This is a genomic window from Asticcacaulis benevestitus DSM 16100 = ATCC BAA-896 (genome assembly GCF_000376105.1).
Taxonomy (GTDB): Bacteria; Pseudomonadota; Alphaproteobacteria; order Caulobacterales; family Caulobacteraceae; genus Asticcacaulis; species Asticcacaulis benevestitus.
In genome coordinates, this window is sequence record NZ_AQWM01000026.1 from 1 (window position 1) to 14,047 (window position 14,047).

Consider the following 14,047-nt stretch of genomic DNA (forward strand, 5'->3'; position numbering starts at 1 on the left):
GGCACCGGTCATGCCGCTCACCTCCAGCGCCATCAAGCGTTCAGCCGTAAAGCTGATCATGTCGCGCAACAAATCGCTGTCGGAGGTCTTTTCAACAAGCCCTTTCAGGGCCATCATATCGTTGGTCATCGGTGGTCTTTCGTCTCTGGAATGAGTGTAGGAACCCAAACCATATCCGAAAATCACTGATGGCCAACCCCGCTTCGCTGAGGCTCGCTTTGCCCTTTGGACGGGCAGCGAGCCTAGCGCTACGCTCTCAACCAATTACACCACGCTGTGGGACACGACCGAAGGTAGTTCCGCTTTGTGTAAGCGGGCGAAATAGCTTGAACGTCTCTTAAGGGCCAAAACCGGCGGTTTTCATTCGGCGCTTTAGCGCCTGCCGTATTCATTCTTGATGTTAGGTCCGGCGGAACGATATATAAAGTTCGGAATTCCGCGACCACCTCCCGATCGAAGACTGGTCGGCCTGCAAAATTTGAAATTACTGAGCAAACCAGTGCCTCAGTAGAACTGCTGCCAAGGACTTATTTGAGTGATAAACGTTGGCATCATGGCACGGCAAAAAACGAGGCCACAGTAAAATGCGGCCTCGTTTTTTAATTGGCCCCGCGCGGGGGGCATGAGGACGATGCTTTCTATGGCATCCATACGTTATTTTCGTGACCCACAAGGGGTCATGTTTAGCAGCCCGTGAAATCCGTTACGTGGACTAAAGATTCCCGCCTTCGGCATTGAGCTCTGACAGCGCAAAAAGAGTCAAGCGATGCCTGATTATGGATTTGGTTCGGCGGAATATCCAGTTTAAATTCCACGGCATAAGACTCAACTGGCATATGACGTCCGTATGAAATCAACGGTGGAACGCAAAGCTGCGAGGCTCGCAGAGATCTCCACATCAGAATCAGTGATCGATATGCAAAAGCTAGAGCGCTTTTCCATGCTCGATGAGCATATCGCCATTTACGGAAAAAACCGACCTCGCGAATATGACCGACGAAGAGTTCTTGAAGGCGGTCTTAGGCGAGGAAGTACCAACTCAAGCCCTAACCGGTCTGAGAACGCGTTCCGCACCTATCGCAGGTGGACTCCTGCGAAGTGCCCGATCTAAACGAACAACATGCCCGTTCTTATCTAGACCGCACAAAGGAAATGGCGCACCCGACGAGATTCGAACTCATGACCTACGGTTTAGGAAACCGGCGCTCTATCCTGCTGAGCTACGGGTGCGTTAGGTCCATTCCTAAAGTAAGCCGGCGAGAGGCTCAACAGGCAGAATGAGATTTTCTTCGAAAAGCTCGACATGCCACGGTCGCATGTGGAAATACCCCACTCACATTCACGCGTAGAGATCCCTTGATGCGTTGTGACAAGCGCTACATGCCATGTTTGGCAAGAGGCCCAAAATCAGACCGATGCCAACAGACTGACCGACTGGGGGAAGGCCATTGCCAGCGACGAAAGGAGACGGTGCAACGCTCATTCGCTGATGCCAAACAACTTCACGGACACCGATTTGTCAGGTTCCGAAGTCTGATCCGTGTCCGCCGGCAATGTTTGCTGGCAAGCACCGCCCAGAATATCAAGGCCATGCCTACGCAATTGACCAAAAAGGCATCGCCCGCATAACGCCCAGCCCCGCCCGCACAACAATTCCTACAAACAGAGAAGCCAACCAACCGGCCAAAAATAAACCCCGCCAAATGACGGGGTTTATCGTAGTCTGGAGCGCCGTCAGCGATGACGGCGCTCCTTCTCGTTTTCAGGATCAGATGCTTGCTTAGAAACTGTATTTCAGTCCTGCCATGACAGAGTAAAGCGTCGCCGACTGACTGACCGTCGGCGTTGTCATGGTCGTCGAAACGCTGGAAATCTGATAACCGGCGCAAACGGCGCTGGCGGCCGAAACCACCGCTCCCGTGGCATCTGTACAAGCCACCTTATAGATCGGCGTACCCTGACGCCCATCTAAACCGTACTCAGCCACAACACCCCACTTCTTGTTGAGCAGGTTGCCCAGGTTGAAGATATCGAGCGTCGCAGTCAGCTTATGACCTTCAAGCATCGGAACGGGAAGCTCCTGGGACAGGTGCAGATCCCAGCGCTTGACGTCCGGGTTGCGGTTGGAGCCCTTGGTCAGGATCCCGGTCGGCAGGCCAAACTTGTCGACGATCTTCTGCAGGTTGGTCAGATCGGCAGACGTCTTGAAATAAACCGGCACGTTTCCGGTCATGAAGCCAAGGGTGTTGCCGGACATCGGCGTCGACATTTGCGGTATGAAGGCCAACTGATTGTTGGACACCACGCCGAACACCTGACCACGTGCGGCCGAACCCGCGTCAGCCACATAGAAGCTCAACGGGCGGCCATCATGCAGATCGCCAAACAGGGTGATGTTGGTCTTGGCGCCGCGGATGAACTCGACCTCATAGCTCGCGTTGAACTTGTAACCACGGTAGATTTCGAAAGAAGACTTGCCAAGCGTCGGCGCATTCGGATCTTCAAGTGAAATCTGGTCGCCATAGTTCGAACCGCCGCAGCAGTCGGTCGTGGCGAATTCCGGCACGCCGCCATACTGGTTGGTCTTCTGGTTGGTATAGGCGGCCGACAAGTCGAGATGGTCTGGCACGCGGAAGAGGTTCAGGGTGTCGAAGCTCTTGGTCGCCGAGAAGGCAATGGTGCGGCTCGACGATTCCTGGGCCGGGTTATAGGCCTGGATGTCATAGCCAGAGCCCGGATTAGCCAGATCGAGGTCGTTGGTGCCGTCGGCATTCTTCGCGGTGTCGAGGCCGAGTGTCGTGCGGTTGGCAAAGATCGAGACGTTGCGGGTATCCAGCGTCGTGCCGGTGGTCGCCCCAACAGAAAGCCCGTCGTAACGCATACGGCCGTCGGGTGTATACTGCTGCACGCCGTTGATGGTCAGGGCGCGGGCGCGAACATCGCGGAACGCCAGGCCGGTGTGGCTGCGAACAAACACAGCATCAAGACCCAGAACCACGCCGATCGGGGTTTGGTAGTGCGTCGACAGGTTCAGCTTCCAGTCAGACGGCATCTCGAAGCCAGGCGCGATGCTGTTGGTATTGGCGACACGCACCAGGCCCGGATTGAGCGACAGCAAAGACGTGGCGGAGGACGGAACGCCCTGAGCGAAGGTGGCGTCTGACTTGTTGATGTTCATCAGAGCCGACGCCGTCGGATCGCTGGCGGCGAAGACTGTACCTGAGTTGGTTTCCTTGAAGGTGCCGTCGAGTTGGCGCTGCAAGGTGAAGGTCGCCGTCAGGATGCCGGTGTTGCCGAAGCGATTAGACAAGAAGACGTCCGGCAGGCCGCCCGTGTAGAGGCCAAAGCTGGCCGAGGCGTCGAGCGTACCCTCTTCATTATGCCACTTTGCGCCGACACGCGGCTGCAGCACGCTTAGGCCATCATAAGTGACTTGATTGTCGTAGCCATTGCGTGCCGTGAAGTTCGCGTTGAGTGCGGGCTTGTCGTCCATGTTCCAGAAGTCATAACGCAGACCATAGTTGACGGTCAGATTTTCCATCGGATCGAAGGTATCCTGCACGAACAGCGTGTTGTTCATGTAGGAGAAATCAGCCGCCGCCTTGCCAGCATCGCCGGAAGGATTGTTGTTGTAGAACAACTGATCGACCTTGCCGTCGCTGAAGGATTTCTGGCTGTCGAAATAGTAAAGGCCATTGGCGGCCTGAACGAACAGGTTGTAGATGCCGATTTGCTTGCCCTGATAGCCCCCCTTGATCGAGTGGCTGCCGAGACGATAGGTGCCGACAAATTCACCCGAATTGTTGGTGGTCTTCAGGACGTTGGCCTGACGGTACTGGTCGGGGCCAAAGTTGAGCGTCAGCTTGCCGGTCGTACAGCTGCTGACCGAGGCCAGGCTGGTGGCGTCGGTACAGACCTGAATGCCGGAGAAGCCCTGACCTTCCGGCGGCATCTGACCGCGCTGGTAGTTGCGCATGGTGATGCGCGCTTCCGTCGAGAAATTATCGTTCCAGCGCGAGTTGAGCTGCAGGGCGTAATTGTCTTCGTTTTCCGGCTGTGTGTACCAGTTAGTGTTGAGGTAAAGCGCCGGCGACGAGTTGGGCGCCCCTTTCCAGGTATTAGAGAAAGCGTGACGGTAGGTGAAGGAGACGCGCTGACCTTCCATGACGTTCCAGTCGAGCTTGACCGAGTACTTTTCGTCCTTGAACGGCGTGGTCAGCGGGATCGCGCCCGGATTGAGCGCAGCCGAGGCGGCATAGCTGGACCAAGGCGCCACGATGGAATCGATATAGGATTGATTGATCGGCACGAACGGCGGCGGCGCAACCGTATTGTCTGTATAGCCCAAGCTGGTGCCGAAACCACCGCCGTCCGGACCGGCGGCAACGACCGAAGCCGAGGTATATTTTTCATAGGAGGTGGCGAAGAAAAGCTTATCCTTCAGGATCGGACCTGACAGGAAGAAGCCATAGTTTTCGTCGGGAACGTAGAGCTTCAGCTTGTTGGAAACGCCAGTGTCGGGATGATAAAGCTGGTTGCCGTTCCAAGCCTTGTTGCGGAAATTATCGAACAGCGAGCCATGGAAGCTGTTGTTACCTGAGCGCAAGACCAGGTTGAGCGAGCCGCCGGTGAAATCGCCTTCTTCGACGTCGGCCGGGACGGCCTGAACCGTCATCTGCTCAACGGCTTCGATTGAGATCGGGCCCAGATTGGTCGACAGGCCACCGGTGTTCAAACCGAAGTCATCGTTCGAGCGCACACCATCGATGGTGATGCGGTTGGCGCGCGGGGCGGAGCCTGCGATATAGAGGCCGCCGGACGGACCGGTGCTGCGGGTATTGGGATCGAGATTGGTCAGGGGGTCACGGCGTGCCGCTTCACGAATATCGCGCTTGTAGGTCACGACTTCCGCCAGTTCGGCGCGGCCCATGCGGGTGCGCGAACCAGGATTGGACAGGATGGTCGTGCGCTTTCCGGTCACCACAACGGTCGTAGCGCCGACCTCTTCCATGGCAATATCAAGCTTTTGCTGGTCACCCAGGGTGAGATAAACGTCGCTCGTCTGGCTGTCTTTCAGGCCGGCAGCGGTAATGTCGATCTCGTAAGGGCCACCCACTTTCAGGCCTGACACATCATACCGCCCATCGGCGCCCGTGCGAGCGACAGCACGCGTGCCGCTGGACACATGGACGATCGTGACGGTGGCGTCGGCCACAGGCGCGCCCTTGGTATCCGTAACGACGCCACGTATGGCAGCCGTTGTCTGTTGTGCGTATACGGCCGGCGCGGAGGCGGCCATCAGCGCCACGGCGGCAGCGCCGAGCATATATTTGTTGAACATTGAGCTATCCCGTTTGAGTATGAGCGAGGCGTTGAAATCGACCCGGCGCAACGAGATGCGTATGAAATTAGCATGACACTTTTGTTGCGCCGCAGCGCACTTCTAAGAAATAAGTTGCCGTGCGGTCAAAATGCCACAACGGTGACGTACTTATTGAAATGTATGTCCTTTTTGAAATTTCAGGTTGCAAAATGGAGGCTTTGTCATCCGCCTGAAATAGGCGTAGTTTAGAGCAAAGTGTGCGGCGCACAATGACATTGCACCTCAAGGAGATACGCGATGAGGCTGAAGACGTTTCCAATAGTGCTCGTGGCCGTTGCCATAGCCATAACCGCGATCGCGCCGTCCTCCGCATCGGCCTGGGGCGATTCAGGCCACCGCATGATCGGCGAAGCCGCTATGCGCCGGTTGCCGAAGGGACTGCCAGCTTTCCTCTATACCGCGGCCTCGATCAGCGATGTCGGCCAGTATTCGCGTGAGCCCGACCTGTGGCGCAAGGCGGGTCTTGTGCATGATGCCGACCGCGATCCGGCGCATCTGATAAGGCTCGATGACACCGGAATTTCACTGGCAGGCATGGGACTCACCGATCTGCCGGCCACGCGCTCGCTTTACGAAGCGGCGGTGCGCGCTAAAGGCGTCGATCCGGTGCTCGCAGGCTACCTGCCCTACAGTTTGGCCGATGCCCATTTGCAGGTGACCAAGGACATGGCCTTTCTGCGCCTCATCGCCTTGGCTGACACGCACGAAAAAGATCCGGCGAAACGAGCGTGGCTCAAGGAAGCGTTGCGCCGCCGCCAGGACCTGACCCTGCGCGACATCGGCATCCTCTCCCACTATATCGCAGATGCCGCACAGCCGATGCATATGTCAGTACACTATGACGGCTGGGGGGATTTCCCAAATCCAAAGGGCTTCACGACCGCGCATATCCACTGGCCTCTGGAGGGCGCCTACGTGCGGCAGAACGTAACCCTCAAGGCTGTGCTGCAGGACATGGCGCCCTACGCGCCGTGCGCGGACAAGGTTGAGGTCTGCATAGCGCAGCGCCTGGAACGTGATTTCGATCAGATTATGCCGCTGTACGCATTGGAAAAAGATGGCGGCTTCAAGCCCGGCGATTCCAGGGGCGGCGCCTACATGACCGGCCGGCTAGCGCACGGCGCCTCAGATCTTCGCGATATGTTGGGTGAGGCCTGGCGCGACTCTGCGAACATGACGATCAATTTCGCCGAGCAGACCTACATGGATGCAGAAGCCGGTCATATCCCAGACCTCTACGCGCTTTTGGCCGGAGAAAGCTAAAGTGATGAGCAAGCATCGATATCTGTGCCATCGTACATTCGAAATCCAGCTGACGTCTTTTGACGGCGGTCTGCCAACTGGCTGCGTCCGAGGTATCACGCCTTGACGGTTGCCTTATCGGGTGAAAGATCTCTCGTGTGGCATCGAGATACTCAGGTCAGCGCCGCAGGTATTTCAGCAAGCGGTCCCGGTTGATATTCACCGCAATAACGACCAGCGCGGCGACCGCTATGCAGCCGCACCAGACGACCGTGCCGTAGGCAAAGCCCACTGTGAAACCTGCCACAAGCCAGGCCGCGAACAGAAGGCCGAAGCCCCCTGCCCGCAGACTTAGGCTAAGAGGCCGGGCCAGTTTGGCGCCGAACCACTCCTGCTGATGTCGGCTCATGGCCGCCAGCAGCAGGGCGAACGCCCCCAGACACAACAGAAAAATGAAGGCGTCGCTCATCATCAGTCTGCGATGTAGGACATGGTGGCGAACAGGACGGCACTCACGGCTATGATCTTGAACATGGCGGTCTCCTTCGGCTTAAGCGGGTTCGGGTTGGGTTTTGCTGGCCTTTGTCTTCGCCTTGACCATCGGTTTGTGACGCGCGACCTTCCTTGCGGCAAAAGCAAAGCCAATAGCCGTCAGTACCATCAGGCCATCGAAGCTGAGAAAAAGGATATCGCCGCTGACAAGGCTGTGGATAAGTCCGCGCGGCGTGGTGATCGCATTGACCACCGGCACCAACGCGAACAGACCAGCACAAACGCTCAGGGCCTCGACCCAGCCCCTTTTGGCCGGCCGCGCAAAGCCCCAGACCAGCACCGCTCCCCAGGCGATGAACAGGCTGTGGATCTCCCAATCGGCCCGTGCGGTCATGCCGAGCGGCAGCAGTCGGTTGGCGAGAAAATAGATGGCGATGCCCGCAGGGAAGCCGACGATGCAGCCGATATTGAGCTTTTCTACCAGTTTGAAACCAATGTGAGGACGCGCAGGATCGGGCAATTTCAGGCGGCGTTTGCTCGTCCATAAAACCAGCCCTGTGGCGATCATCATGGTCCCGCCGATGCCACCGATAAAATAGAGCCAGCGCAGCACGGCACCGGCATAGCGGCCGGCGTGCAGACCGACCATCACGCTTTCGGTCTTTGCTTCAACGCCGCGCACCGGCGAGACCCATAAAATCTGTCCGGTCACGCCGTCAAACTGCACACTGTCGCCGCGCGTCTGCATGCGTTTATCCGGCGCGCTCGTCGCCGTCAGGGTGGCGCCAGCATTGCCGGGATTGACGGCGCTGAGATAGGCGATGCCGGCGCCCTCCCAGCGCTGACGGGTGGTTTCAAACACCTTGTCGAGATTGATAAATGCCGCCGGCTTGCCGGTCGGTTCGCGCGTCGGGGCGACAGGATAAAGCGCCGCGTAATAGCTCTCTTCGGTCATCCCACTCGCCTTGATTGGCCACGGCATGTAGAGCGAGGCCAGCGTGACCAGACCGGTATAGGTGATCATCAGGATAAACGGCAGGGCCACAACGGCGCTGACATTGTGCGCGTCGAGCCACGATCTCTGCCCCTTGCCAAAGCGCAGCATAAAAAAGTCAGCGAATATTTTCTTGTGCGTGACGATACCGGTGATGCAGGCGGTCAGCATCATGATGGCGCAAAAGCCTACGATCCAGCGCGCCCAGATGACCGGGATATAGTGCAGATCATAATGGAAGCGATAGAGGAAGTAGCCGCCTTGTGTATCGCGCCCTGCCGCCTTTTGCCCCGTGGCCGCGTCAAGCCTGACTGTATCCTTTTCCCAGTCACGCACGGCGTCCTTGCCGGCTTCAGGTTTCGGCGTCCAGTACACCTCGACCGGCCCGCCGCGCTTGCCCGGCAGATAGATATCCCAGGCCACGGCCTCGGGCTGGTTCGTGCGCAACCAGGTCATGGCATTTTGCGCGGCGACCTGCGATGTGACGACGACCGTCTGCTCCGGGGTCATCCAGCGCGTGATCTCATACTGGAAATAGGCGGAGGTGCCGCTCAGGAAGATGACGAACAAGAACCAGCCGACCAGAAGCCCTGTCCAGGTATGCAGCCACGCCATGCTTTGCCGGAACGCGCCCTTCATGCCGTCGCCCGCAACAGCCAGAGCGCAACCCCAAGCAAAACGGCGGGAATGAGCAGACCCAGCGCCATGCGCTTCAGGTCACGGGCGGCAAACACCCACATGACGACACAAACGCAGATGGCGAAAGACGACAGCATGCCCGTCAGCACCGCGCCGGACGTCGCCACACCCTCAAAGCGCGATAATCCTGCCGACAGAAGCGCCCCCCACAGGGCGGCAATGCCGTAACCACCGACGGTGGCCGCGAACGTACGCACCAGGACGCCACAGCGCGCACCCCATCGTGGCGAGATCGTCAAACTCAGTCTCAGATCAGGCAAAAGCACATCCTTAAAACTATTGCACATGCAAGTTATTTTCAAAGACGTGACTAGAAGAAGGCAACTTGCGAGTCAATCGCAAAACCATTTGGCCCAGCCGCAATCGATGCCAGTATAAAATTTTTACCTGAGCCTGGACACATCATGTGAGGCGCTATGACGTCACTTTTCGTCAATCAAGCCGCTGAACCTCTATGTTGCGGAACTCAATCTGCTGCCCCTCGGCTTGCAGCGCGATATAGCCTTGCCTCAACTGAAGCGCACCTCCTGCCGTCGCGATTAGCGGCACGGCGTCCTTGTCCGCGGGATCAAGCTCCGGCTTGGAATAGTGCAGGACTGGCTTGCCGTTGATGAAATGGGTGATCTCGCCATTGGGGAGAACTTCAATCTCAGCCTGCGTCCACAAGCCGACCGGCAGAACCGGCGACGACGACAGGATACAATGGCGCTCGTCACGTTTTGCGCCGATCACGACCGATGTGCCGGGCGTACAGAGATTACCGGTGGGCTCTTCTTTCGGACGGGGAATCCCTAGCAATTGAAACTCCAGGCTCACAGGAAAGGCCTGTTCGCGGCGCATGGTCTCTGGCGCCTGCGCATGAAGCATCACACCAGAATTGCTGATCTCCCATTCCTTGATGTCGGGGAGCGGTTCGCCAAACAATCGATACTCGAAACGCAGGCGATAGGCTTTCAGCGGCGCCTTCCAGAAGAGATGGCCGTAGGCACCCTCGAACTTTTTATAATGGGCGTAGGAAACCCGGATGACACCGTCCTGCGCAACGAAGGTGTGCAACGGATCCTCGCCCACCGCGTGCCCGGCAATCTTCGGCGTCCATCCCTCAAGCGTTTCCCCGTCGAAGAGCGGCTCCCACTTGGCTTCAGCCGCCAGGGCCGTAACAGGGGTCGTGGTGATGATGAGCGCAAGACTCATACCCATGAGGTTTTTCATGTTTATCTCCGGAGGGGTTTCTGGTTCGGAAGAATTTTGGCTTATTTTTGCTCGGGCCAATGGCTTGAGAAAGGTCATGTCTGAAGGATGTAAGCGATTGTACCATCTGGATTAAACGCGAACGGCTGCACGGCCACGCGGCGACGCACGTCACCACCCCGTATCCCGTTCAGCCCGACAGATCCATCATGGCAGAATGAGCGAGATATTCAAAAATTGCGAACGAATAATATCCGAGCGTCCAGCACATCGATCGATTGGTCCAGAGAGCGCCAATCCACCTTTTCGTCCCGTGCTTAAAGAACAAGGCAAAGCTTAGCCCACGCACACAGAAAATTCTGAAAAAATCCAACACGTCTGTCGGAACGGACAACACTTTGAAAGCGCTGACGCCTATTCATTTTAATGGGCCAATTGTCGAATTCACTTCAACCTATAAGCCACAGTCTTGCGCTTCGAAAGTATAGCGCTATGGTAAGACAATTAAAAAAATGGCGGATCCATGCCGCCATGGGAGTGAAACATGACGACGCGCCGGCAGGTCTTGCACGGATTGATTTTGAGCCTGAGCGGCGCTGCGGCGCTGTCGACCTTCCAAGGCGCTGCAGCACGCCCGCTGCAGGCGGTAAAGTCTGGCGCTCCCGCTTTTTACAGCGCGGATGAACTGGCGCTGGTCACATGTCTCGCCGACGCCATTATTCCGCGCACCGATACACCGGGGGCCATTGACGTCGGTGTCCCCGCCTATATGGACCACCTTTACCTGACCTGGGCCTCCGCCCCCACGCAAGGCGCACATCATGCCGAACTGGCCGCCATTGCTGGGCACCTGGAACGCTTTGGCGCGCCCCGCACCTCGGGTGACACCAAAAGCCGTCTCAAGGCCCTGACCGATCTCGACGCAGCCGCGTTCGCCTACGGCACCGACGCCTCCGGTCTTGGCGGTTACCGCGCCGTCAAATCCTTGATCGCTACCGTATATTACCTGTCGGAACCAGGCGCGACGCAGGAGTTGCAATACGAACTGGTGCCGGGAAGATGGATCGCTTCAGCACCGATTGGCGACATCGGCCGAACCTGGGCCCAATAAAACACGAATGCAGGATGTTGCTATGCGTGAATTCGATGCGATCGTCATAGGTTCGGGAATGAGCGGCGGCTGGGCCGCTAAGGAACTGTGCGAAAAGGGCCTTAAGGTGCTGCTCCTAGAGCGCGGCCGCGAGCTGAGCGTCGAGAAAGACTATTCCGACATGTTGTCGCCGTGGGAGTTGCCCAATCTCGACCGCATTCAGGAGGACGAGCGCAAGACGCATTATCCGATGCAATCGAGGTCGGTGGGCTATGCCCTGCACGAAACCACCAAGCAGTTCTGGGTCAAGGAGGATGAGCAGCCCTACGAGACACCGGAAGGCGCGCCGTTCGAATGGGTTCGCGGCTATCACAGCGGCGGCAAGTCCTTGATGTGGTCGCGACAATCCTATCGCTTTGGCCCGCAGGATTTTGAATCCAACAAGAAGGACGGCGTTGGCGTCGACTGGCCTATCCGTTATGATGACCTGGCGCCGTGGTACGACCATGTCGAGCGCTTCGCCGGCATATCGGGGAACCGCGACGGTATCGACAGCCTGCCCGATGGCGTTTTCCAGCCGGCCTTCGAGCTGACCATGCCGGAAAAAGCCTTCGCGGAGCGGGTCAACAAAGCCTTTCCCTCTCGCCACGTCATCGCCGCGCGCGTCGCCCACCTGACCGAGCCGACCCAGGAACAGATAGACCTGGGGCGTGGCCCATGCCAGGTGCGCAATCACTGCCACCGCGGCTGTTCCTACGGGGCATATTTCTCGTCGATGTCGGCCACCCTGCCGGCGGCGCGCAACACGGGCAACCTGACCCTGATCAGCCACGCCATCGTGCAGGCCATCGACTATGATCCGGTATCGAAGCGTGCGACCGGCGTCCGTGTCATGGACGCCAATACGCGCGATACCAAGACCTACAGCGCACGCCTGATCTTCCTCAATGCCTCGACGGTCGCCTCGACCCTGATCATGCTGAACTCACGATCCGAAGCCTTCCCGACGGGTCTTGCCAACAGCTCCGGGCAGTTGGGCCACAACCTGATGGACCATTTTGGTGGCGCCGGCGCCGGGGGCGACATGCCCGAGTTCGATGCCTATTACCATGCCGGTCGTCGTCCGGGCGGCATCTATGTCCCCAATTTTGCCAATATCACCGAACCGGACAAGCCCTTCCTGCGTGGCTTCGGCTTTCAGGGCGGCGCCACGCGCCCAGGCTGGACAGGCGACCGGCCGGGTCTCGGACAGGATTTCAAACTGGCCAATCGCACGCCGGGATCCTGGAGCATCGGCATTTTCGCCTTTGGCGACATGCTGCCCAATTACCGCAACCACATCCGTCTGCACGAGACCAGGACGGATAAGTGGGGCATGCCCATAGCGGTTATCGATTGCCGCCTGGGCGACAATGAACTGAAGCTGATGCAGGCGGCCGCCAGGGATGGCCGGGCCATGATCGAAGCCGCCGGGTGCGTCAACATCTGGTCATCGGATGCGGACAACATGACCATAGAGTCGCTGACAGCGCCAGGCAACAAGATCCACGAAATGGGCACGGCGCGCATGGGTCGCGACCCCAAAACCTCGGTACTGAACGGCTGGTGTCAGTCCCACGACGTCCCCAATCTCTTCATCACCGACGGCAGTTGTATGGCCAGTTCGGCGGTTCAGAACCCATCCCTGACCTATATGGCCCTGACGGCGCGCGCGGCCGATCATGCCGCGCAACTGATGAAGGACGGCGCTCTGTAAGCACGCCGTCGCACCTCTACGGATTGTAACCCGTTAAGGTCATACGAGGTCCGCCCTGATCGCTTGAGCCTTAATCCAGTGTGGATCGATAGCGCATCATCGCCACCGTCATGGCGACAACAATAAAGATCAGCATGGGCCAGATATTGGGCCACATGGCCGTCAGGTCCGAGCCCTTCAGCATGACCGAGCGCACAATGCGCAGAAAGTGCGTGAGCGGGAAGATCTGGCCTATAGCTTGTGCCCAGTCCGGCATGCCGCGAAACGGGAACATGAAGCCCGACAGCATCATCGAGGGCAGGAAAAAGAAAAAGGTCATCTGCATGGCCTGCATCTGGCTCCGGGCAATGGTTGAAAAGGTGAACCCCACCGCCAGATTGGCGATGATAAACAGACCCACGCCCAAGGCCATGATCCACGGCGATCCGATAAACGGCACGTGGAAGACATAATAGGCCGCCAACAGGACAATCCCCGTCTGGATCAGCCCCACACCGACATAGGGCGTGATCTTGCCAACCATGACCTCCCAGGGGCGCGCCGGCATGGCCAGAAGGTTTTCCATATTGCCGCGTTCGGTCTCACGCGTCATCGCAATCGAGGTAATCATGATCATGGTCATGGTGAGGATGACGCCCAGAAGGCCCGGCACGATATTGTACTGCGAGATGCCTTCAGGGTTATACATGCGGTGCACCACGATATTGACCGGTGGATCGGTCTGGTTCAGCGGCGCCCACTCGCCTTTCAGTTCAGGGCGCAGGGCCGACTGAACCGTCTGGTCGATCATGCCAATGGCGTTTGACGCCGCTGACGGGTCCGACGCATCAGCCTCGATCAGCAGATCGGGCTTGTCACCGCGCAACAGGGCCCGCGTGAAACCGGCCGGCACCGTCACCACAAACGCCACATCGCCGCTTTGCAGGGCGCGCGTCCCCGCCTCGGCACTGGAAGCCTGGCCCTTGATATCGAAATAGCTGGAATTCGAAAGCCCCGACACAATGGAGCGCACAGCCGAGCTGTTATCCTCCAGATACAGCAAGGTCGGCAAATGGCGCGGGTCGGAATTGATGGCAAAACCGAACAGGGTCAGCTGGATAACCGGCACCATGATCATCATGCCAAACGTCATGCGGTCACGCCGCATCTGGATGAATTCCTTGGTCAGGATGGCGAGGATACGATGCAGCCACGACATGC

At 58.1% G+C, this 14,047-nt stretch carries 9 protein-coding genes, 1 tRNA gene and 2 pseudogenes; 4 read left to right on the top strand and 8 right to left on the bottom strand.

The features are described 5' to 3' along the window. Positions 1-129 (bottom strand): annotated as a pseudogene (locus B060_RS28085) (IS256 family transposase); the annotation flags it as partial. Positions 130-1,153: 1,024 nt separating this feature from the next. Then, a tRNA-Arg gene (locus tag B060_RS0118040) sits at positions 1,154-1,230 on the bottom strand. A 148-nt stretch (positions 1,231-1,378) separates the two neighbouring features. On the opposite strand from B060_RS0118040, the pseudogene B060_RS26710 reads away from it, so the two are divergent. Further along, positions 1,379-1,629, top strand: a pseudogene (locus tag B060_RS26710) (transposase); the annotation flags it as partial. A 151-nt stretch (positions 1,630-1,780) separates the two neighbouring features. On the opposite strand, the gene B060_RS0118050 reads toward B060_RS26710, so the two are convergent. Next, positions 1,781-5,341, bottom strand: coding sequence for a TonB-dependent receptor (locus B060_RS0118050; RefSeq protein ID WP_018083206.1), 3,561 nt, complete (start codon positions 5,339-5,341; stop codon positions 1,781-1,783). Between the two features lie 279 nt (positions 5,342-5,620). Here B060_RS0118050 and B060_RS0118055 point away from each other — a divergent pair, with 279 nt between their 5' ends. After that, positions 5,621-6,646: a hypothetical protein gene (locus tag B060_RS0118055; protein ID WP_018083207.1), complete on the top strand. Its 1,026-nt coding sequence runs from the start codon at positions 5,621-5,623 to the stop codon at positions 6,644-6,646. Positions 6,647-6,803: 157 nt separating this feature from the next. Here the strand turns inward: B060_RS0118055 and B060_RS0118060 are convergent, their stop codons facing one another. The 4 genes from B060_RS0118060 to B060_RS0118075 all read right to left on the bottom strand — a co-directional run bounded on the left by B060_RS0118060 (position 6,804) and on the right by B060_RS0118075 (position 10,022). After that, positions 6,804-7,094 (bottom strand): DUF3325 family protein, encoded by a 291-nt coding sequence (locus tag B060_RS0118060; protein WP_018083208.1) that lies wholly within the window; start codon positions 7,092-7,094, stop codon positions 6,804-6,806. Positions 7,095-7,175: 81 nt separating this feature from the next. After that, the gene (locus B060_RS0118065; RefSeq protein WP_018083209.1) at positions 7,176-8,750 is read right to left on the bottom strand and encodes a PepSY-associated TM helix domain-containing protein; all 1,575 of its coding nucleotides are present in this window, start codon (positions 8,748-8,750) and stop codon (positions 7,176-7,178) included. Then, positions 8,747-9,007: a hypothetical protein gene (locus B060_RS0118070; RefSeq protein ID WP_211210477.1), complete on the bottom strand. Its 261-nt coding sequence runs from the start codon at positions 9,005-9,007 to the stop codon at positions 8,747-8,749. The genes B060_RS0118065 and B060_RS0118070 overlap by 4 nt, the downstream gene beginning before the upstream one ends. Before the next feature lie 235 nt (positions 9,008-9,242). After that, positions 9,243-10,022: a 3-keto-disaccharide hydrolase gene (locus B060_RS0118075; protein ID WP_018083211.1), complete on the bottom strand. Its 780-nt coding sequence runs from the start codon at positions 10,020-10,022 to the stop codon at positions 9,243-9,245. 523 nt (positions 10,023-10,545) lie between these two features. Between B060_RS0118075 and B060_RS0118080 the strand changes: the two genes are divergently transcribed. After that, positions 10,546-11,112: a gluconate 2-dehydrogenase subunit 3 family protein gene (locus tag B060_RS0118080; RefSeq protein ID WP_018083212.1), complete on the top strand. Its 567-nt coding sequence runs from the start codon at positions 10,546-10,548 to the stop codon at positions 11,110-11,112. Positions 11,113-11,134: 22 nt separating this feature from the next. Then, on the top strand, positions 11,135-12,847 hold the full coding sequence (locus B060_RS0118085; RefSeq protein ID WP_155847959.1) for a GMC oxidoreductase: 1,713 nt from the start codon (positions 11,135-11,137) through the stop codon (positions 12,845-12,847). A 70-nt stretch (positions 12,848-12,917) separates the two neighbouring features. On the opposite strand, the gene B060_RS0118090 is transcribed toward B060_RS0118085, so the two are convergent. Then, positions 12,918-14,045 carry an ABC transporter permease gene (locus B060_RS0118090; protein WP_018083214.1) on the bottom strand — a complete coding sequence of 376 codons (1,128 nt, stop codon included), beginning with the start codon at positions 14,043-14,045 and terminating at the stop codon, positions 12,918-12,920. Positions 14,046-14,047: the final 2 nt, after the last annotated feature.

Excerpts from the sequence above, each read along its gene's own strand:
- B060_RS0118050 (WP_018083206.1), bottom strand. The coding sequence starts at position 5,341 with ATGTTCAACAAATATATGCTCGGCGCTGCCGCCGTGGCGCTGATGGCC.
- B060_RS0118090 (WP_018083214.1), bottom strand. The coding sequence starts at position 14,045 with ATGTCGTGGCTGCATCGTATCCTCGCCATCCTGACCAAGGAATTCATC.
- B060_RS0118075 (WP_018083211.1), bottom strand. The coding sequence starts at position 10,022 with ATGAAAAACCTCATGGGTATGAGTCTTGCGCTCATCATCACCACGACC.
- B060_RS0118055 (WP_018083207.1), top strand. The coding sequence starts at position 5,621 with ATGAGGCTGAAGACGTTTCCAATAGTGCTCGTGGCCGTTGCCATAGCC.
- B060_RS0118085 (WP_155847959.1), top strand. The coding sequence starts at position 11,135 with ATGCGTGAATTCGATGCGATCGTCATAGGTTCGGGAATGAGCGGCGGC.
- B060_RS0118060 (WP_018083208.1), bottom strand. The coding sequence starts at position 7,094 with ATGAGCGACGCCTTCATTTTTCTGTTGTGTCTGGGGGCGTTCGCCCTG.
- B060_RS0118065 (WP_018083209.1), bottom strand. The coding sequence starts at position 8,750 with ATGAAGGGCGCGTTCCGGCAAAGCATGGCGTGGCTGCATACCTGGACA.
- B060_RS0118080 (WP_018083212.1), top strand. The coding sequence starts at position 10,546 with ATGACGACGCGCCGGCAGGTCTTGCACGGATTGATTTTGAGCCTGAGC.